This window comes from Marinobacterium aestuariivivens (assembly GCF_042661465.1).
In the GTDB taxonomy this organism is placed as follows: domain Bacteria; phylum Pseudomonadota; class Gammaproteobacteria; order Pseudomonadales; family Balneatricaceae; genus Marinobacterium_A; species Marinobacterium_A aestuariivivens.
The window spans coordinates 368,198-387,684 of record NZ_JBHSWE010000002.1; the positions used below are offsets into that span (position 1 = coordinate 368,198).

At 53.0% G+C, this 19,487-nt stretch carries 25 protein-coding genes; 21 read left to right on the plus strand and 4 right to left on the minus strand.

Annotation, left to right across the window (positions count from 1 at the left end):
* Positions 1-160: 160 nt before the first annotated feature.
* From ACFQDL_RS32610 to ACFQDL_RS32650, 9 genes are all read left to right on the plus strand, one after another.
* Positions 161-439, plus strand: coding sequence for a hypothetical protein (locus ACFQDL_RS32610; protein ID WP_379913561.1), 279 nt, complete (start codon positions 161-163; stop codon positions 437-439).
* Between the two features lie 24 nt (positions 440-463).
* Positions 464-682: a hypothetical protein gene (locus ACFQDL_RS32615; RefSeq protein WP_379913563.1), complete on the plus strand. Its 219-nt coding sequence runs from the start codon at positions 464-466 to the stop codon at positions 680-682.
* Between the two features lie 349 nt (positions 683-1,031).
* Positions 1,032-1,589, plus strand: a complete 558-nt coding sequence (locus ACFQDL_RS32620) for a pyruvate dehydrogenase (protein ID WP_379913564.1) — start codon at positions 1,032-1,034, stop codon at positions 1,587-1,589.
* A gap of 129 nt (positions 1,590-1,718) precedes the next feature.
* Positions 1,719-2,594 carry an NgrC gene (locus ACFQDL_RS32625; protein ID WP_379913566.1) on the plus strand — a complete coding sequence of 292 codons (876 nt, stop codon included), beginning with the start codon at positions 1,719-1,721 and terminating at the stop codon, positions 2,592-2,594.
* 185 nt (positions 2,595-2,779) lie between these two features.
* The gene (locus ACFQDL_RS32630; protein ID WP_379913568.1) at positions 2,780-2,947 is read left to right on the plus strand and encodes a hypothetical protein; all 168 of its coding nucleotides are present in this window, start codon (positions 2,780-2,782) and stop codon (positions 2,945-2,947) included.
* A gap of 73 nt (positions 2,948-3,020) precedes the next feature.
* Positions 3,021-3,389, plus strand: a complete 369-nt coding sequence (locus ACFQDL_RS32635) for a hypothetical protein (protein ID WP_379913570.1) — start codon at positions 3,021-3,023, stop codon at positions 3,387-3,389.
* Positions 3,390-3,460: 71 nt separating this feature from the next.
* Positions 3,461-3,751 carry a hypothetical protein gene (locus tag ACFQDL_RS32640; RefSeq protein ID WP_379913572.1) on the plus strand — a complete coding sequence of 97 codons (291 nt, stop codon included), beginning with the start codon at positions 3,461-3,463 and terminating at the stop codon, positions 3,749-3,751.
* Positions 3,752-3,886: 135 nt separating this feature from the next.
* Positions 3,887-5,152, plus strand: coding sequence for a DUF7146 domain-containing protein (locus ACFQDL_RS32645; protein ID WP_379914175.1), 1,266 nt, complete (start codon positions 3,887-3,889; stop codon positions 5,150-5,152).
* 267 nt (positions 5,153-5,419) lie between these two features.
* Positions 5,420-5,647 (plus strand): hypothetical protein, encoded by a 228-nt coding sequence (locus ACFQDL_RS32650; RefSeq protein ID WP_379913576.1) that lies wholly within the window; start codon positions 5,420-5,422, stop codon positions 5,645-5,647.
* Between the two features lie 177 nt (positions 5,648-5,824).
* Here ACFQDL_RS32650 and ACFQDL_RS32655 read toward each other — a convergent pair whose 3' ends face one another.
* A complete protein-coding gene (locus ACFQDL_RS32655) occupies positions 5,825-6,277 on the minus strand; it encodes a hypothetical protein (protein WP_379913578.1) in 453 nt (150 codons plus the stop codon).
* 658 nt (positions 6,278-6,935) lie between these two features.
* Between ACFQDL_RS32655 and ACFQDL_RS32660 the strand changes: the two genes are divergently transcribed.
* The 5 genes from ACFQDL_RS32660 to ACFQDL_RS32680 all read left to right on the plus strand — a co-directional run bounded on the left by ACFQDL_RS32660 (position 6,936) and on the right by ACFQDL_RS32680 (position 9,458).
* Entirely contained in the window at positions 6,936-7,151 is a 216-nt protein-coding gene (locus tag ACFQDL_RS32660) for a hypothetical protein (protein WP_379913579.1), read from the plus strand.
* A 489-nt stretch (positions 7,152-7,640) separates the two neighbouring features.
* The gene (locus tag ACFQDL_RS32665) at positions 7,641-8,366 is read left to right on the plus strand and encodes a hypothetical protein (protein WP_379913581.1); all 726 of its coding nucleotides are present in this window, start codon (positions 7,641-7,643) and stop codon (positions 8,364-8,366) included.
* Positions 8,367-8,377: 11 nt separating this feature from the next.
* Positions 8,378-8,500 (plus strand): hypothetical protein, encoded by a 123-nt coding sequence (locus tag ACFQDL_RS32670; protein WP_379913583.1) that lies wholly within the window; start codon positions 8,378-8,380, stop codon positions 8,498-8,500.
* A 328-nt stretch (positions 8,501-8,828) separates the two neighbouring features.
* Positions 8,829-9,080 carry a hypothetical protein gene (locus ACFQDL_RS32675; RefSeq protein ID WP_379913585.1) on the plus strand — a complete coding sequence of 84 codons (252 nt, stop codon included), beginning with the start codon at positions 8,829-8,831 and terminating at the stop codon, positions 9,078-9,080.
* Between the two features lie 219 nt (positions 9,081-9,299).
* Positions 9,300-9,458 (plus strand): hypothetical protein, encoded by a 159-nt coding sequence (locus tag ACFQDL_RS32680; protein WP_379913587.1) that lies wholly within the window; start codon positions 9,300-9,302, stop codon positions 9,456-9,458.
* A gap of 171 nt (positions 9,459-9,629) precedes the next feature.
* Here the strand turns inward: ACFQDL_RS32680 and ACFQDL_RS32685 are convergent, their stop codons facing one another.
* On the minus strand, positions 9,630-10,625 hold the full coding sequence (locus tag ACFQDL_RS32685) for a hypothetical protein (protein WP_379913588.1): 996 nt from the start codon (positions 10,623-10,625) through the stop codon (positions 9,630-9,632).
* Between the two features lie 583 nt (positions 10,626-11,208).
* On the opposite strand from ACFQDL_RS32685, the gene ACFQDL_RS32690 reads away from it, so the two are divergent.
* The 5 genes from ACFQDL_RS32690 to ACFQDL_RS32710 all read left to right on the plus strand — a co-directional run bounded on the left by ACFQDL_RS32690 (position 11,209) and on the right by ACFQDL_RS32710 (position 14,769).
* On the plus strand, positions 11,209-11,445 hold the full coding sequence (locus ACFQDL_RS32690; RefSeq protein ID WP_379913590.1) for a hypothetical protein: 237 nt from the start codon (positions 11,209-11,211) through the stop codon (positions 11,443-11,445).
* A 214-nt stretch (positions 11,446-11,659) separates the two neighbouring features.
* Complete coding sequence (locus ACFQDL_RS32695; RefSeq protein ID WP_379914177.1) at positions 11,660-12,748, plus strand: tyrosine-type recombinase/integrase; 1,089 nt, start codon at positions 11,660-11,662, stop codon at positions 12,746-12,748.
* Positions 12,749-12,755: 7 nt separating this feature from the next.
* Positions 12,756-13,256 carry a hypothetical protein gene (locus ACFQDL_RS32700; protein ID WP_379913594.1) on the plus strand — a complete coding sequence of 167 codons (501 nt, stop codon included), beginning with the start codon at positions 12,756-12,758 and terminating at the stop codon, positions 13,254-13,256.
* Positions 13,257-13,379: 123 nt separating this feature from the next.
* Positions 13,380-14,348, plus strand: a complete 969-nt coding sequence (locus tag ACFQDL_RS32705; RefSeq protein ID WP_379913596.1) for a hypothetical protein — start codon at positions 13,380-13,382, stop codon at positions 14,346-14,348.
* Entirely contained in the window at positions 14,299-14,769 is a 471-nt protein-coding gene (locus ACFQDL_RS32710) for a hypothetical protein (protein WP_379913597.1), read from the plus strand. Before ACFQDL_RS32705 ends, ACFQDL_RS32710 begins: the two co-directional genes overlap by 50 nt.
* A 725-nt stretch (positions 14,770-15,494) precedes the next feature.
* On the opposite strand, the gene ACFQDL_RS32715 is transcribed toward ACFQDL_RS32710, so the two are convergent.
* Positions 15,495-16,562, minus strand: a complete 1,068-nt coding sequence (locus ACFQDL_RS32715; RefSeq protein WP_379913601.1) for a nucleotidyl transferase AbiEii/AbiGii toxin family protein — start codon at positions 16,560-16,562, stop codon at positions 15,495-15,497.
* The gene (locus ACFQDL_RS32720) at positions 16,563-17,186 is read right to left on the minus strand and encodes a DUF6088 family protein (protein ID WP_379913603.1); all 624 of its coding nucleotides are present in this window, start codon (positions 17,184-17,186) and stop codon (positions 16,563-16,565) included.
* 424 nt (positions 17,187-17,610) lie between these two features.
* Between ACFQDL_RS32720 and ACFQDL_RS32725 the strand changes: the two genes are divergently transcribed.
* Together ACFQDL_RS32725 and ACFQDL_RS32730 are read left to right on the plus strand one after the other, a co-directional pair.
* Positions 17,611-18,150, plus strand: coding sequence for a site-specific integrase (locus ACFQDL_RS32725; RefSeq protein WP_379913604.1), 540 nt, complete (start codon positions 17,611-17,613; stop codon positions 18,148-18,150).
* Positions 18,151-18,482: 332 nt separating this feature from the next.
* The gene (locus tag ACFQDL_RS32730) at positions 18,483-19,355 is read left to right on the plus strand and encodes a DNA replication terminus site-binding protein (protein ID WP_379913606.1); all 873 of its coding nucleotides are present in this window, start codon (positions 18,483-18,485) and stop codon (positions 19,353-19,355) included.
* Positions 19,356-19,487: the final 132 nt, after the last annotated feature.

Consider the following 19,487-nt stretch of genomic DNA (forward strand, 5'->3'; position numbering starts at 1 on the left):
AGTTGTTGAATAAAAAAATGAGGGTTATTCTGTTGGTTAATGTCGGCAGTTGCTGGCGTTCTGTGGTAGCTGGCCCGAAACAGCATTCAATCTAACCCAACTGGGGTGCATCGATCCCAGTTGGGATTGGTGTACCTCCTATGTGCTATTGGAGGTTACCATGCCTAGTCCTTCCTTTGAGGCGCAGACGCCTAGTCTGCCGAGCCCGCTCAAAGTGAAAAACTTCGGGAATGACCGTTCTTTCGGTTCCGTTGCTGCGCTGAAAACCGCGCTTTCCGAGGACTACAAAGGGATGCATGTCACTATCGTTTATCCAACAAAGCCACATGGTCTGACTAAGACGGTCTTTGTTTCAGTAAGCGATACCGGTGAGATCCGGGAAAGCTACGGCGATGGAGCCTTAGTGGACTTTGATCGCATCTCCGAAACCCATTTCTAACCAAGCCTTCCAGGTGGAAAGAACATGATTGTAATGATCGTCGATACTGGGAGCTTTGAGTTTATTGGCTTGGATAACACCCGAGTAGAAGCCACCGAAGGCTTGCTCCTTCGCTGGGAGCTTCACTGCAAGAACTGCCCTGACGCTGAGAAAGGGTATATGCGGGAGCTTATAGATGGTGGAAGTGCTCAGGTAGTCGCGCTGGAGCCAGGCTCCGCCGTTATCTACGGACACGACGGCTAACCCCCTACCAACTAACAGAAACCCACTCGGGCCACCATCCCCGAGGGGGTGTGGTGCGCCCTTTAGAAGAGGACAGCACCTATGACAGAAGCTCAGCGGAGCATGCTTCGCACGCTAATGGCCGATAAATACTATGTTTCTCACCGTATGGTGGGAGATGTGATTGAGGTCCTCATGATCCGCCATTCTTCCTACGGTCATAATCCGTATGGACTTGACGGTTGGAGTAACGAGCACGGCCAAGGCGGATACCGGATTCCCCCAATGCGGTCAACTTGGCGGAAAAATAACCCACTCGGGCTACCACCCCCGAGGGGGAGTGGTGCGCCCTCAACTTGAGGAAGGCACTATGTCTATTTTTGAAGATGCTCTGGAACGTACTGACGGCAAAACCCTTATCCTCAGCAATGGGAGCAAATGGGCAGGCTCTTCTCCGGACAGCATTCAGATCCTTCTGGATGTCCTGGGCAAAGAAGTTCTAGATCCGATGTTTGAGCGATACCACTGCTATCGGGCATATCCGTTCAGCCCGCTGTTGAAGACGGGCCGCAACGAAGCGATGTTCACGCCATGGCTGGGGGCTAAACGCTTCTTTGGCAACTTCCTGACGGTTTCGCATGTGTTCAATATCATCTCTAAAGATTCGGAGGTGATTGAGGCCCTGAGCGATGCTATCCGGAAGAACATGGAAACGGAGGAGTACCAACGACACGCTTATGAGCGCTACGCCGGGTGGTTCTACGCTGAAACCAGTGAAGGACATCAGCTTGTTTCTCCGAAGGAAGCTGATGACATCAGAAACGGGAATGTAACCAAGTCGCGCTATCCGCGTAACTATGAAGCCTTGAAAACAGCAGTGTTGATTGGCCCCCGTTTCGAAGAGACTGCCAAGCATATGTGCGCTTAGCGCAGTAGCTTGACTGTGCAAGCAATGCTCCCAGACGTTGCAGTCTGGGAGCATCATTTCATCTGACCCGTCAGGGGCACTCCCCTGGCGGGAGGAATGCCCCTCAAATTAATTTTGAGGAGATGCGCGATGAGCAACATGCTTCAAGACTATTTCCAACATCGGCTGGTTTCCCTGGGATATCCGGAAGACTTCACGGTCGAGTACAGCCTGGGGTATTGCCAAGGTGACGGCGTAGCGTTCTATGGGAGGATTGACGACGATTCGGCCGAGAAACTCATGAAACGTCTGCTTTCTCCCAATCGGATTGAAGGTAGTGCCGTTGAGCGGGTAAGGAACCTCATGGCGTACAAGCACATAGACAATCTGTTGCTTGTGATTCGGGAGTACACCAGCGTTGCTCTGGAGATAGCCCGGAATAGCCATGGGAATCGCTACTCTCATTACAACTCCATGGATCTCAATGATGAGTCGGAGTCCATAGTCGATGTCTTTGCGGACGACGAGGATGACGAGCTAGAGAAGATAACTGGTATAGCTGGGTTGAACCGAGCGATGCTGGCCGAGTGGGGAGAGTTATGGGTACGATTCTACCAAGCACTTAAAGAGGACATCGTTGACACATCGAAAACCCTGGAGCAAGAGGGTTATAAACTGTTGGAGGCGATGGCCTATGAAGAGGTGGTCGTATGGGCGTTTACAACTGAAAACTACATCGTCCGCCTTTCAGAAATGCCCAGTCGAGACTTCGACATGGATGGGTGGGACGAAGACACAAAGCTCGCCACCTTGACAAGCATGCTCGACGGGGAAGAGCGCGTAGTGGGATTGAAGGCCGAAGTGCTGGATCGGGAAACCGAAACGGTATTAGGTGAAGACTCTCTCTACGGGATCGTTTATGCTACTGACGACAAGAGCTACGGTGGGTACCGCTCAGAGTTAGTCAGATACGCCGTTAAAGACGCCAAAGGATTCATAAACCGTCTGGCGACCAAGGCAGCATGACTATCAGGAGGGGGACACCCCTCCTGCTCTTCATAGCTTTCTTACCATTATTTCTGAATTCGGGGATAACGGTAAGAAGGTTTTGCTCTCACTGAGAGTGAATGTAGGTAGCTGGCCTCTGAAAACAAACAGCATATTAAATAACCCCAGCGGGAGGCATTCTCCTGCTGGAGATGCCTTCCGATATGAATCAGGAGGCATCCAAGAAAAATAAATTTCAAGACTTCAAGCTGATTTACAATCAAGGTGGTCGTCGCCTGGAACGTATCTTCAGTGACACACTCTATGCGAATGTGAAGCGCGTCGCCGACTCATTTCCGCCTACCATCGTTTGGCGTATCGAGCTGGCCTGAAATACTCTTATTAACCTCATCGGGTATACCGTTCCCGCTGGGGCTGGTGTACCCCTCAACAGGAGTTCACCAGATGACTGCAATGACTGTTTCTTCTAACGCTGCCATGGCTTTTCAGAACAAAGGTCGTATGGCCATGAATCATCTCTCCGATCAGGCCGGGTTCCTGTTCAAGGTAACCGTGACCCCACGCCTGATCGACCGGGTGTTCCTAGCGGATGGAAAACACTCTGTCGATGGCTGTCTGAGTCTGTTCCTGCGGACCTGTGCCCAGCAGGTGAAGATAGCCATCACGGACAACAAGTGCTGGAAGAGGACACGTTTCTACTATCCCATGCCAAACCTTGACGACTCCTTCACGCCAGAAGAAGTTGTGATCAAGACCTACAACGCGGACGTTGTGATCATGCTGGCCTCGGAAGAGGCCCTCATCGCTCAATGAACGTCTGAAGCCCACCGGGCGCATTCGCCCGGTTCGGGATGACTGCGCCCTCCAAACGGAGGATCGCTCTGATGGTCACCCGATACAGCCTTAAATCAGGATTTCAGATCTATTTTCTGACAGTCTCATATGAGGATAAGGTCTACGCCTTCGGGTCTGGTCTCGGTTTCACCGACGTTATCTACGGATACGCCATAGCGGAAACTGAAGACCAGGCAATCGCTCTGGCGTATAAAAAGTACGACTTGGGTAGTCCGAAAGTTCGGAATATAAGCGCGTCATGCTCTCATAACCAGAATCTTTCGGGATACTATTTTCCTGAAAACATGGCAGGTATCCGAGAAGGAGCTGTCATATCCTAATCAGCCCACGGGGAGTCCCTCCCCGAGGGGAGATCTCCCCTGATGCAGTCCCGGTGTTGGGGTTTCCCTAAGCCCCTGTCGCCGGAGGCTTACGGAAGCCTCGATGTCGGGGCACCGTTGCAAAAGGAGAGAACTATGTCCTACTACAAAGCTGAAAAAGTTCGAGCCGCTGCGGTTGGTAACTGGCTCTTCATTGTGTCGGCGCTTGCCCCTCATGCTGAAGAAGCCCTGAAAAAACCAGGGCGCCACGTTGCCTGTCCGGTCCATGGTGGCAAGGACGGTTTTCGCGTGTTCAAGAAGAACTTCCTCGAAACTGGCGGAGCTGTATGCAATACCTGCGGCCCACGCCATGATGGCTTCGAGCTGCTCATGTGGCTCAATAACTGGAGTTTCAAGGATGCACTGGATGCTGTCGGTGAATTCCTCGGCGTCGAAAAGGAACTGTCCAGGAAAGATCAGCAACGGCAACAAACGTGTCAGCAGCAGAAGGTGGCGGCTTGCGGTCATGGCCAACCAGCTCCCACTGGAGAAGCTAAGGCTGAACCGGCTCCCGCGCTTGAAGAATCCAAAGTGATTCCTCTGCTTCGGGAGCAGTCGAAGCCCTGGCTGATGGAGCTGCAAGAAGAGATGGAGCGTCGCGCAGAACGCCAACGAGAGTACAGCGCGAAGCTCCGCGAGAAGATCGCTCGGGTATGGGAGGAGGAGTGTTTGCCCATGTCCAGCGATCTGACTGAGCCGATGCGGGCCTACTTCCATAATCGAGAATTGATTTTTCGTTGGAAGCCGGTCGAGGCGAGTGATTGTCTGCGGTTCCATCCATCTCTGTCCTACTACGACGAAGATGGCAACGAGGTTGGGAAGTTCCCAGCCATCGTGTGCGCCATTCGCGACAAAGAAGGACAGTTGATCACGCTTCACCGCATCTACCTGACGCCGACCGGCAAGAAAGCCAAAGTGCCGGAGCCCAAGAAAATGATGCCTGTTCCTGATGATCTCACAGTCACGGGGGCAGCCATTCGCTTGGGAGATCCGACCGAAGGCATTCTTGGTGTGGCGGAGGGTGTAGAAACGGCTTTGTCCGCCTACCGGGGAACCCAGATCCCAGTATGGGCGACTGTGAACGCAACCCTGATGGAGTCTTTCGAGGTTCCGGATGGTGTTCACACGGTTTTGATCTGGGCGGACAAAGACAAGTCTTTGACAGGCGAAAAATCAGCGAATGTGCTGAAAGCACGTCTCGAACGCATGGGCATTCAGGTATTCGTTCTGGTTCCGAAGCTCCCAGTCCCTATACGGGCGAAGGGGGTAGATTGGAATGACGTGCTCATGAGCCAAGGGAAGCTTGGCTTCCCTGGGGCCAAGTACCTTCGTAACTTCATTGCACGAAGGTGTGCGCAGTAGGCGCGAATGTCCAGCTTGCGTCTGGATTCGTTGCAGAGTCTGGCTGACTGGACAAGTCAGTCGGGCTCGGCATCGAGCGATGGATATCTTCTATCCGACGAAAGGGATGCGGGATATTCATCTGTAGGATCAATCAGTTAGTGGGCCTTTAACCTCCTCTGGCTGATTGCAAACATTAACCAACCCCATGGGGCAAACCACCCCATTGGGGATGGTTTGCCTCCTGATAGCTGTTAGGAGGCTATATGGAAAAAAACCTTTAAGCGGGTGATCACCGAGTTGGTGTTGCTCGCCCTCCTGGTTGGGCTAATCCCTGACCTGGTAATCGGGGCTATCAAGGACCTCTACGGCCCTTGCGGCTTCTCAGATGAAGTCTGCCACGAGATACAGATCCAAGGCGCGATACAGGCGATCTTCGCCGCTATTTTCGCAATGGCGTCTGTTGTGGTAGCATTCTTAGTATCAAAGGACATCGACGGAGGGGACGAAAAATGAATAGCGTCCAGATGATAGGCACCGGAGCACTTTTACTTACTTTCATCATTTTGGGAGTAGGGCTATATCGGATCTCTCATCACTCCTGACTGCTAGTTGATTGATACAAAGAAGTGAAAATAAAAGGGAGGCGGTTTTCGTCTCCCTTTTTATTTGAGCCTCATACGGTCCGAGCTACTACCACGTCCTATTTTTATAGTGATGCGTAGAAACCCAATCTTTAAAAGCGCAAACGAGATCTTCAAAAGATCTGCTCTGTTTCCAAGCTATTGCTGCCTGCCACGCTTCCCTTTCACATTTATCTTGATATTCTTTAGAAGCGCCTCTCGATAGGGAGGTACCGTCTCCTTTTTCGTCAAGAGTACCAGAGTGTCCACAATATATATGACCTGCTTCATGTAGAAACTTCATAACAATTGCCTCTTCCCAAGACTCTACACCAAATTGAATGTAGTTTCTCCAATACTCCGCTCTAACGTTAACATAAATAGTCAATCCATGCCGGTAGGATCGTTCGACAGCTTGATCATCGATAAAATAAACCGCTTCTCCTCCGTGTTCAGAGGAAAACTCTTGAAATAACGGCGGAGCAATCTCCATTTTTGAGTTTTTAATAGTCTCTAAAATCATACTGTGCTCCATCGATTTCAGCTTTGGTACTTCAATATAGTGAACAGGATGGATATCACGTTGCCAGAGTCACTAGAAGTCAACAATTTCGCAGTAGGTTGGAGATTTGAATCTGCTAGTCGAACTCGATAATTTATTCCGTTTTCACAAGCGGCAGCAACCACGGTTGACCTATGTTGGTCACAGCGGAAGGGGAGTTAGAACAGTGGCAGTCTGTTACCTCCAACGGAACTACCGCAAGGTACGTCTCGATAACAGTCCAACAAGTGAAACGGTAGGAGTGAAGCTCCGGAACGGCGAACTGAGGTTTGTGCGTTGGCGGGGCTTCATCGAACTTGATGCAGCGAGAGCCTTCCATGCAGAACGCAAGGGGCGCCCCGTTTTGCTTAAGTTGCATTCCTACCAGGCCGGTGATGATTTGCACGCTCCGCGTATCACAATTGAGCAGGGGTTCTATGTTCAAGGGTGCTTGGTGAATGCTGGTGTTTATGGTGTGGTCTGTGAAGGAGTGCCTCGTATTATTGAAGCGGCTCCGCGATAAGAGTTATATCCTGAAAAGATAATTGGTATTGTGCGTGAATAATTTTCATGGTGTAATTGTTTCATGTTTTTAATGTCGGTTTAAAACAAAGCCGTTGATACTAATTGGGGGATATATATGCTGAGCTCTTCTCTTGTTGTAAAGAAGGACGAAGGGTGTGATCAAGGAACACCGACTTATAGCGTATGGAAAGGTGACAGAGTAGTCTTGGCAAATGTTCCTGAAGAGGAAGCGCGTGCGTATGTCGAGGCTGAGGAGATCAAAGAAAGGAGAATCGCAAGAGAGAAGTTCGAAGCCAAATTCCAGCGTGACGATTTGGATAATGGTATGTAAGTGAGATTGATAATGTCACAAAATGATAACAACTGGCGGCTTCGCTTGAGCCGGCGCCCTGGTGAAAGCTTTTTAATTGATCAGGGCAATCATGGACGAATCTGGATGCTCATCAGGAGCTCAGTAGACAAGGTTTGTCATGTAACTCTATTTTTTCCAGATGGAAGGGTTCAGGAATACCATTTGAACAAGTCTGGCAACAGAAACATTGAGGTTAGCGAACAGGTTTCAGTTTACGCTGAGACCTTTAGAGGCACTCAAGTGACTTTTGCTTTTAGGTCAGATAAAGATATTCGAATTGTACGTTCTGAACTTCTAAGCAAGGAAGAGATTGAACAATTTGCACCTCTCGACGTACCAGCACCTCTGTTAGATCAGCCATAGCCTAGGGTTGCATTTTCGAGAAATGTGATAGTCTGGAATCGAGATCAATGAGAAGCAGACGGGTAACCCCGATTTGCTTCTCACAAAACACGGGAGACATGAGCAATGATGACTTTGACTACTATTTCTGAGAAAAAGAGCGATACCGAGGCTCGTGTATTTTGGCGGGCTGGTACAAAGAAGCGAGGTATCCTTGATGTCACCCTGGACTTCGCACATGCAGATTCCGCACTCATAGCTGAGCTCGTTGCTCTCCAGCACTTGTTGTTCGATAGGAAGGTTTTCGACCGGGAGCCTGGTGCTGGCGCCGGGTACAAGCTAGTTGTCTCGAAGGGGGCGATCCGCAAACTGGCTCTGGGCAAATCAAACAAGGCATACGCTACTAAGTTTGCGGCCTTCCTGAGCAATCGTATGAAGGGCGTGACCATTGAGGTTTCGCAGGACTACGAATTCATGGCGAAGCCGGATGAGGTCGAGCCGGAACTGCTGGGTGGTGAGCGTGAGGTCTACGCCAATACCTACGACGCCATTGAGACGCCCGCCATGGGCCGGGTCCTTGTCACGCAGCATGCTGTTGAGCAGTACCAGGCCCGGATCACTTCAGGCTCTCCTAAAAAGCCATGGGCCTCTCTCGTTGGCCGCCTGATGCATCCCGAGCTTCGGATGATGAAGGTTGACGAAAAAGTTCTTCGTCACAAAGCGCGAAAATATGGCCGCTCTGACAACGTAGAATTCTGGGGACACCCAACATCTGTATTCGTGTATCAGGTTCTCCGTGAAGACAATGGTGATCGTGTCTTGGTGACTGTGTTTGAGCGAAGCGAACCGTAAAGGATAGATTGATGGCTCTTGAATTCTTTGCCCAGGTAAACAAGGACGGTGAAGTCGGTATGCCGAAGTCCAACGACTATTTATTACAGTACGCTGCACCAGATGACGGAAAGGGGCTGGGTTATGGCAAGTAAGCTAGAGCATGTAGACCCTATCTTGGCCGAACTCTTCGATGAAGGGATCTCCAGTATCGCCGCTCTGCGACTGCTGGTCTATGTCCGCCACCCTCGTAGGTTTGCAGAGATCGAAGAATCTATAGGGACAGAGCGTATGGTGGTAAATCGGATGGTCTCTCGATGTCCAGGACTGCTGAAGAAAATTCAGTTGCCGCATGATGAGAGCAATCGAGAGCGAGGAAAGCCGCCTGTAACTATTGTTACGACAAAGCGGGCAAACGAGATATTGAAGAGCCTACTGCTCTGAAAAAGCCGAATGCCAATTCAAGGGAAAGGGGGATGTCAAATGGTTACCTCGCGAAAAATAATTTTCGGTGCTGCTCTGCAGGGAATTGCCATATTCATCGGGCTTGGCCTTGCAGGGTATGGTAATGACACGATTGCTGTTGCTCTGGGTTCAATTGGAGTGGACGCTGAGATAGCGCATCGATTGAGTCGGATGGTCTTTGGGCTTTTCTCTGCAGGGGCGACGTTCTTGATTGTGTCGGGTTATCTGGATGAACGCGACGGTGTTTCTGTTATTAACCCGGCGGGTTAATACATGAAGCAGGGATGCTTCATCATCGGCCTGCGGCCAATGCGAACGCTACTAAAGCCAGCCTGTCCGCGCACCTGCGCCCGCTTTTGTGGCGTGACTGACAAAGAGGTCGGGAACCTATTTGTCAGCCAGGTTAATAGCAGAGAGCAAGTACGGCATGCTGTCAGGGATGTTGATGGTCGTATTGACGCCTGATGTCCAACAGAGCGGAAAGGAATCATGAAAGCAGGTGACATCAAGATTTTCACGAAGAGTGGCAATCGGGTACGCCTGATCGAGCGCGACGGTGATGGCTGGGTGGTAGAACGCACTCAAGGCAAGTCTGCCGGTAAGCAAATGTGGTGCGCAGAACGGGCGCTGGTGGATTCCTTGGATTGATGTAACTGTGATCTATCCGATCCGATTTCCATTTCCCAAATTCTACTTTCACCCCGAGAACAGGTGCGTACCCTGATGCACACTAATTTCTTTCACATGTGAAAGAAAAAGCCTCTTTGCTCATGATGGCGAGGAAGCCGCTTACCTCCCTTCACGTTGCGTCGGTGCGGGCTAGCTGGCAATTCTTAGGCCGGACGCCCGATATTTTTCACGCAGCGACTTGTCAAAATCAGTTACTATTCGAGCTGCTGTTGACTCTAGTGGCTCGCCCAATATCGCATGTATAGCGCTTGCAGTTTCGGCACGAAGAACATGGTTGGAAGTCAGCAGAATGAGCAGCCATAAGTTGTCCTTTGCGCAAAACTCTCTGATCAAACTACGTTGCTTCGCTACTTCTATTTTAATGCTTTTGAGCCGTTCTAACTGCTTGATGACCGCCTCAGCAGCTTTTAATTCACTGTCAGTCAGGTGTGCTACCTTCGGAAGCGTATCCAGCTGGTTACGAATCGCGTTAACGTCAGAGAGAAGAGAAGAGCTACGAGGCCGCAGCCAGTTCCCCAACCCTCTGAGTAAGCCAAAGTCCACTGGATACCAGCTCGTTACGGGCTCAGTACGACCGATCTCATTCTTCTCTTTCTGAACGATAGAGTATTCCCAGGTGATTCTGACATCGTTTCTTTTTAGCCGGTCTATAAGCGAATTAACCGTTTTTTGGGGGAGTAACTCCAATATTCTTGCGGCTTCGTTGTAGAGGTTATCGATTGCTTGGAGCAGCTCATCGATCTGGGCTATAAGTCTCTCTCTATTCGATAGGAATTGCCGAGCTTTGTCTTGACGACGTTGGAGGTATTCGGTTTTCCGTAGGTGGCTAAAGGCGCTCTTCACTTCATCATCGTTAATTCCGAAGTGCTTCTCAGCGCAGCAATGGCCGATTAAAAGCTTGATCCCGTTCTTCGTTTGAACGATGTAGCCGTGTTGGTGATATTGCCCGCAAACCTTGGCATCGCGCACATATTGGCATTTCGCATCGGCCTTGATCAGGCGGTAGGACTTTAGCGGGTGGCTGAAGTTAGCTTTCGATAAAGCCCCTTCTGGATCTATGTCGAAAAGCTCCTGGAGTTGGGTGATTGTCTTGATTTCTGCAGCGTTAGGTCCATCTGAGATCATAGGGCGAGCACACTCCTGCGTTGAGTCTCGACGAAATCCGACCACATATCTGGATGCTTAAAAAATATACTACCTTACTTTATCTGTATAAAAAAGCAGTATGTTCAGGCATACAGGTACTTGCCCTTGATCTAGAACGAGCGCCCGTTCGAAGCTGGGTGGGCTCCACCGGGCTCGCCCGAATTTCTTTCACATGTGAAAGAAAAGTCTATTGGCTCATGATGGGAGCAAGGCGCTCGGTACCCTGCGCACCTCCCACATCATTTCAAACCTACGATCATACCCGCAGGCCCCTGGCTAGTCTCAGGATGTGTCAGGGCACCTGCGTTCGCCAAGGCGGCTGCCTGAAATCCGGGGAGAGTCGTCACAGCGTTTGATCAGGCAAGTGGCGTCACACGATTACATGTTGGTAATTACCATAAATACTGTAATTACTGCTATAATTCCTACTTATTAAAATGGTGATTTGATAAAGTAGAGCTTCTGAAATAAGGTTTGGCTGGTGAGAGCCAACGAACTGCCACTTCAGCGCACGAGTTGAGGTAGTCCAACGTCCAGGCCGTCTCGTGCCTCAGGAGGGTTCATGATCAGGGTGATCTTCACAGTGGCCGCACTGCTTCTATTTGTCGCACCGGCACAAATGCTTTTTACCGGACAGCTCGGCGGTGAGCTGTTCATGATTGAGGCGGCGTTTCCGCTTCGCCTGGTGGCGGCTGTCTCGCTGCTCGCCTCAGCCGTCATAGCGCTCTACGGGCGCTACTGGACGAGCGAGGACGGTGGACTAACCGGCGTCTGGATCTATGCAGGGAGCGACTACTGAGGTCTACGCGTCCGCCACCACCTCGGGGGTTAAGGCGCGACGCCGCTGCTTTGCTGCGTCAGAACAAACACGGATTTGCGACGGTACGAAGTGCCGCCTGCTAACTACGATGCAATGGAACAGAGTTAGGACGCGCAACATGTAGAGCCGTAGCGCCCACCGCTGCACAAGATATGGTAGTTGAACGGGTATCGACAGGGATCAAGAGGGAACTATGGCGCAACATGACAAATTAGAGAGAGAGCTTGCCCTGGACGATGATGCCAGTGGGTTGCTGGGCCAAGTCCCCGCCTCGGGGTCGGTCGATGCCGGGAAGAAACCTACTCCCTCTGATCCAGCGCCTGAATTTGTCCCAGCGGAACAATCTGCTGGGCTGCTTACCCCCGTTGAAGCGACTGAGCTGGCGAGCGTTGAGAAAAATCCCGCCCTTGCCTACCTGATCAGCCTGGGGTCTCGGCAAAGTCGGCGCACGATGAAATCGTTCCTCAACAACACCGCCCGCATGATGGGCTTCGAGAACCTTGAGACGTGCCCCTGGGGGATGCTTCGGCGTCACCATGTCCAGGCCGTGCGGCAGATGCTCCAGGACGCGGATAGAGCACCAGCGACGATCAACACCTACTTGTCCGCGCTCAAAGGGGTCGCGCTGGAGGCGTGGACGCTGAAACAGATCGATACCGACGCCTACCAGCACATCCGCCAGATCAAGAATGTCCGTGGCTCCCGGCTCTCAAAAGGTAGGGCCTTGGCACCGGAAGAGATCCGTCAGTTATTTTTCACATGTGAAAGCGATTCGTCGGCTATTGGTGTCCGAGATGCAGCCATCTTCGGGATTCTACTGGGTTGTGGCCTGCGCCGAACTGAAGTGGTTGATTTGGACTACAGCAGCTACGACCCCAGGGAACGGTCACTAAAAGTGATCGGGAAAGGGAATAAGGAGCGGATTGCGTATCTGCCGGATGGGGCCTATCGGCGCCTGGAGCTGTGGGTGGAGGACGTTAGAGGGGACATTCCTGGGCCACTTTTCATCCGGATCCGCCGCTTTGACGATCTCACCTACACCCGTCTGAGCAGTCAGGCGATCTACCACATCTTGGAGACGAGACGTGTCGAGGCCGGGATTGAGAAATGCGCTCCGCACGACTTCCGGCGTACCTTTGCGTCCTCGATGCTGGAAAACGGTGAAGACCTGATCACGGTGAAAGACGCCATGGGGCATGCCAGTCTGACCACGACGCAGAAATACGATCACCGAGGCAACGAGCGGCTCCGTGCCGCGAGCAAGCGCCTGGACATAGGATGACACCGCAATGATGCCTGACATGAGCCCTGACAGCTTTGGAGAGAGCCTCAAGTTCTATTCTGACCGCCACCCTGATCCAGGAAAGCGAACGGCCATAAACATTCAGTACACGTTCACGCGGGGGCAATATCCGACCCTGAGCGTGGAAATTGCCCCCATCCATCAACCTGGTGCTGCACCGAACTGGGCTGAGAAAACCATTGTCCAGCTTACACGGGGCGAGCTGGTCGCCTTCTGTGGCGTGCTGTTTGGCCTGCGAAAGCAGATGAACGGCGCGTACCACGGCGACGCTCGGAATAAGAGCATCGCCGTCTACAACAACGGCCAAGACGGCGCCGCGATTGTGATGGCGGAGCGCGGCCACCAGTTGCAGCATTTCCTGACACCAGATAACCGACTAGAGCTGGCCGTTTTCGCTGTCAGGCGCCTCTCAGAAGCTTGGAAGGTGACGCCTTCCGATGCGATCGCTCTGCTCCGGCAAGCTGCCTGGATGGACCGAAATCTGTAACATCAGAACGCATGGTAAAGAGGAGTGCTGCACGTCAGGCTGACCCCTCATGGAGCGTGCCAATGCCATCTCCTTGATGACGGGAAGGCTAATTTTTCGTAATCAAAACCATAGGGAACGGGCGTGAGAAGAGTTGAAGATACGATCAAGGAAGCGGAGCTGATAGCAAGCAGCCCCGAGGCTGTCGCTGCATATTTGAAGGAGCGTGGTTCTCGGCTCTCCGCTGATGAGCTAGCAGAAGAAGGCGACGAGGAGTTTGAGAAGTCCCTGCTGGATCGAGAGAATACGCTGATCGAACTGGCACTTGCCAGACACTGCCGGCATTCAGATACCGCTAAAACCCTGTTCTTCAAAGAGCCGACCGAAATGGCTCTACGTCTATCGGTGCTGTCCAATCGCGTGATCGGCAGAGATGATTTGGGGATGTTCCCCAGAATCCTGTTTGACCATGACGGGCAGCTAGCGTCGTATCTCGGCACAGCAAGTGATCAGGAGCTACTCGCCCTGTTTGAGAACCCGAAGCTTGAGGACGACTTCCTGCAGGGCTTTCTCGAAGGTGGCGCATACTGGCAGGCCATTTCCGAGAGACAGCGGCTAATTGCCCTCGTCGCGCTAAGCACGAACGACCGGATGAAGACCCCCTACGACGATAGCTATATGGATGGCTTCGCCGAATATAATAGCTACGAGAAAGTCTTCGGCGCGGCATGGAAGCTGGCAGCGACCGCACCCGTCTCGCGCCAATGGGCTTCTGTCCTGAGCAAGCTTTACTACCAAGTGTTTCCCGAAGCTCACTCCATCGATAAACCGCTTGAGCTCGCTGCCCGCTGGTTCCCCCAGGACGAGGAGTCCTCAAAGCGCGAGAGTGAGCATAACGAGAGGGGCTACCTGTCGGACTACCAGGGTGTCCGCAAGGGGCTGGCGAAGCTCGCCCTCTCGAAAGACCCTTACTTACTTGGAGTCAACGCTATTGGAGAGCGAGGATGTGGCGTTCCAGGCCGCCGTCTACGCTTTCACCGACCTGTCCCCCGACCAGATCCAGATGGCCTACGAGGAGAACGGCGAGCTCGCCCTCCAACAGATGCTCCATAACCACTTCATGTGGCAGCGGGCGGACACAAGGCAGGCACTGCACGATGTTGCGTGGGCGGTCGTCAAAAACGACAAGCACGCGGATCTGATGGCGGCAAATCTCTTTAACGGCGTCCGTGAGGACTTCGCCAAGAAACACCCTGACTGGTTTAAGGACGAAGACGATAAAAGCTCCTCACCGCCCGGTGGACCTCTAACAGAAGCTGATATCGAGCAGCTGGCGCCGACTGAGGAGTGGGCTGGGGGCAAAGAGGTTACGACGTTCTCGCCGACCGGCGAGCCAGTGACCAAGGCTGACATCGACTCGCTGGAGTCGAGGCTTTCAGAAATACTCCAATCACTCAACATCCGGCTTGGGACCGTCTGGTGGTTCTCCTTGGGTACCTTGGTAGGCGTCGGCCTCAGCTTTGTGTACAGATAGAACAGGGAACCCCACCGGCCCCTCTCACATCTCCCAAGCCGCCTCCCATAGTCACCCGCCAAGGGCGCGGACTGTCAGGCTGAAGTCATAGAAGCCGTACTGCAGGCGTCAGAAAAGGCGGAAAGCTTGGGGTGGATCATAAGGGGTGATGATGATTTGTTTTATTACCGACATGCGGGAGGGAGAGCCGGAAGTTGGTTCACTGTTTGGTACAGTCCGTATAAAGGTTGTAAGCTGACCGTATCAGCTCATACTCTGATGGTTCGGCCCAAGAGGGCTGCGCAATGGTTGCCAGTTGGTAGCCAAACGCCTTCTGGTCCTTCATGATGAGCAGTTGCTCATACTTCATCACATCGGTATCCCCAATTTTTTCATAGCTACGAAGCTGGAGACTGGGCCCATCATAGGACTCGGTGAGCCACTTTGTTTTTTGGTGGACAAGATTTTCTCGTCACTTCGTCGGTAGGTCGTTGTGATGTAGTGGTCAGAAGCGATAACAATCGTCGCCCCGATACCATCTGAGTAACTGCATTCCCATACACCAAGCTCAAAGGCCGCAGCATTACCTGGCACTCCCAGCACTGCAAAGATCATCCCTGTACCCATAATCCGCCCCCATCGGGCGAGCATTCCTTTCCTCAACTCTCTATCCTCTTGCTGCGCCTCTGAACTCTTGTGGATGCAGGCCCCAAATAGCGTCTCCGAGACCTGTCCGGGGGCTGAGATCAACTCTCGTCGGTGTCGAATAGCGCCTCGTTGATGGTGTCCTGTGACGTTCGCAGGCGCTCGATAATGGTTTCGAACGGATCAGGTTCGGCGAAGAACATGCCCCCCTCAACAGCGGCCTGGTGATCCTCCCTAATTGTTGCCAATCGGGCATCGTCCGGTATTAGCTGGAGCCCGCCCCTAAGGACGGCTTCGTAATCGACTCCTCTCTGCGAGTAGCGCAGGCGTTTCATCTCTACCACGTCTTTCATGGCCTGTTCTTCGTCGAGAGGCTTGGCAAATCCCTCCTGCTGAAGCAGGCAGTTCACGTCGTACCAGTGACGTGCCAGACGATTGAAATTCGGAGTCTTCTCTTGCGTCGAAAACTGGTGCAGGGCTGTGAGCTTTTCCCACAAGATGTAACCGGCGTCATACGCGACTACTGTCCCGATTGGAAGTGCAAGTGCTTCAGCAATCTGGGGTACTTCAGACAGGTAGGTCTGAATGGTGTGTGGAGATGTAGGACGCCCCCGATTACGACCACCAAACTCCAGCAGCACATGATCGAGCTGGTAGGCATTGTCATTAGCGGTTACGCGGGGGAAATGAATATCAACCTTTTCACCGCCAGAGTCCGCTTCCAGTTCAGCCCTGAGGCCCTCGATGCGATACACAGCCAAGCGGGTATTCAGTCGTTCGACTAACTCTGTGGTCCACGCGGTGAGCAATTTGTCCTGGGCTTTGCGGAACCGGTCGCGTTGGGCTCGTTTTTCTGTTGTCTTATGCCAGGTGGCGTCTTCGTCATCTGCCAGTGCCAGGTCGGCCCAATGGATCGATAGATCGATGTCTTCAGAAAAGCGTTCGATGGCGCCCCAGCACTTGCTCAGGGCGGTACCGCCTTTGAAGGCAATGTCCCATTCACCCAGCAGCTTCTCATCGTAGAGCAGTCTTAGGATCTCCGTGACCCAGATGTCTTTCTCAAGAAAGCTCTGGGCGAGGCCGGTGGGGTGCTCTTGTGCCCCGAGCTCGATTAGAGCCTTCAATTCACCATGCTTGCTGGCATCTGCATACAGTTCGAATACATCCATTCAGGCGGGCATCCTTGTTTCCAGTTCAGCGAGCTTCTCCTGCCAGGCTTTCGGCAAGGACGAAGACTTGAGCCGTTCCACAACGGCATGGCTTTCTGAGCGTGTCAGGCCCAAACGCCTGAACGCTTTTCGTAGCGCTGGCAATCCAACCGCCGTGGGAGGGGTTACACTCAGTCCGCGAAGCAGTTCACCCTCAGGTCTGCCACTCCAGCGCAGCTTCTGCTTGGCGATGTGCCGCACTTCAACAACCTCGTTTCCCACGGAAAAAGTGCGACTTGGGCCATCGCTCCAGAAGATCGTCTTCATCGGCGCCTGAGTCTGCAAGCCGAGGCGATAGGCCGCTTCCAACCCCTGGGGCACCAGAGTGTAGCGATGCTCCTTGGCCCACACGCGGGCGACGGTCACGGCACTGGTTTTGACCTTGATGGAAGGAATACTGGGTAGGGGTTTCGGGCGCACGTACATCCCCTTGGCCACGCGCTCAATGATCCCGTCTTCGGCCAGTCTGCTCATGGCCTTTTGCACGGCGGCTTCGCTGCCCAGCTCATAGAACCGGCTGATCGAGAAGGGAACCCCTCGCTTCATCCGCTGTATGCGCTGTAGGACGTTGGCTGAGATGGACATGGCACTACACTTCTGACACGTTCGCCTTGATGTGATTTCATTATATCGCAGTGATTACAAAGTATACAGAACGGCTGATGTCAGGATGTCGGTTGTTCACCTAGCGCCTCTTGGACGGTGATGCCCCACTGGCACATGGTTTACCGATAACACAAAACACGGCGGTTATTGCCGTAGATTTGATCGTTCTCAAACCGAACGGTAGATGTCAGGACCTGAGCTATTCACCTAGCTGAACTAACGGCCCATGGAGGGTGAGGCTTTCCGATGCGAGCGGTCGGCTTCGGGAAGCACACTGGATGGTACGGAACGCCCTTGCAGTTCTATAAGGCTGCTTTTATCTGCTTTTGTTTTGCAACTATATCCTGACTCTCTCAGAGAGTGTTAGGTTGTAGCCTTCATTACGGTAACGAGGACAAACCCAATGAAAATGAGCCTAGATTCAGCCCTCAACCTAGCAGAATTGCAGGGGCTTCGCAGCACCTTGAACGGTCAAACAAATTCGCTTTCTCGGGCATTTATTTTTGCGTGCTGCTCGGGAGTGGAGTGGCTGGATATTGTGACACTTACCTGGAGCCAGGTTCGGATAGAGGACGAAAAATGCCCATACATTGAGCTTGGCTACAAGAGGCGAGACGGTTCAACAAAGCATTACCTGAGCGTTCCAGCGGTTGAGAGCATAGGGGAGCGTAAGACTGATCCTGATAGAGTGTTCGAGGGACTGGAACATCAAGATTGGAAAAACCCTGAACTCGGCGAATGGGCGTCCCACGCCGGGATCAAGAAGATACTGAACTTCGAGATCGCCAGAGCGACGTTCATACACATCATGTTGATGGAGCTGGGGTACAGCATCTATGATGTAGCGAATTTGCTTAACATGAGAGCAGACGACTTGGCCGAGCAGTATGGGCTTCAGTTACTGACCTGTGTGAAGCCTCTCCCATCCATTGGCCTGGCATAAAGCCAGGCCCTGCCATACCAACACCGGCAACACCGCAAGCCAGAATAACCAACCACCGGATGATGCTCTGATGCGACATATTAGACCATCATGCAAGGTAATGTATACAAGCCACCCGAGCTCTGCTCACTTCCCACACAACCTAGTAGCCCGACCCTCTTCTTTCTCTCTCTTTTTCTCTCTTTCTCAATCTAATTTCACGCGGGTCGCCCAGGGGGAGGCCCAACAGGGGGGTACAGAACACCGCCCTACTCCACTCTGCATGATGGTCTAAAATGTACCTATAATACGTGCTGTCTATCAACAGCACATCAGCACAGGATCGCGCCAACATGACGGATTTCATTGCGGAACAATACTCGGCCATAGACCGAGACCTCACATCACTGACCGCCCTCCTCCGACGCCTCTCCCACCGGGCGGCTCTGGTGGCGCCGCTACCCAATACACCTCGCGGCATGGAGCACGAACCGGTTCAGCGGATTGTCGTGACCGAACACAGCGGCACCGAGGCCATCGAGCTCGCGGCGGCCTGCTACCAGGACCTGCACAACAATCCACGCTACTCCCAGAAGACCGCCAGGCGAACGGTCGGGGTGCTCTGGCTCTCCCCTACCCAGACCGGGGCGAAACGCGAGATCGAGGAGCTGGTCGAGCGTATCAACGGCGCAAAGGCTGCCATCGAGGACTTCGTGACGACCACCTACCACACCCGGAACGAACGGTTCGAAGCGCTCAGGGCCGCGTGTCCCGGCATTATGACGTTACACCTCTACCGGCAGATCCGCTGCTACGGCACCGAAAACGTCACCTCGATACGCTTCTCGTGGCAGCGTAAAGATGCATTGGTGAAACCCAACAAGGCTGAGCTGCTTCAGCGCATCCACGAAGATCTGGAGCACTCAGGCCCCGATCACCAGCTGCCGCTGGAGCAGTTGATCCAGAAGGTTTCCGCGACGCCGGAGCCGCGCCTCAGGGTGCGCCGACACGTCAAAGTTCAGCCTGCGGCCAACATCATGTTCGGCGGCGCGGTGAAAACGGTCACGGCGCCCATGCCGATCATCGTGCTGCAGGACGCCGATCTGAAGCTGAAGATGATCAGCACCTTTGACGCGACGGCACGGCGCAAGACCCGAGCGGACCGGGTAGCCTCCGAGATACTGGGCACCTTCGCCGGTATTACGATTGAAGCCTTCCCCGATTGAGGGGAGGCGCATCGCTCCCCCATATCCTCCCTCCGTTCACGTCCCGGCAGTGCGCGGGCGATCCCGCATGTTGTACCGCGAGCACAAATATCGCTGTCGTCGCTCTCGCTACTCGTGTAAAATAGTAATAAT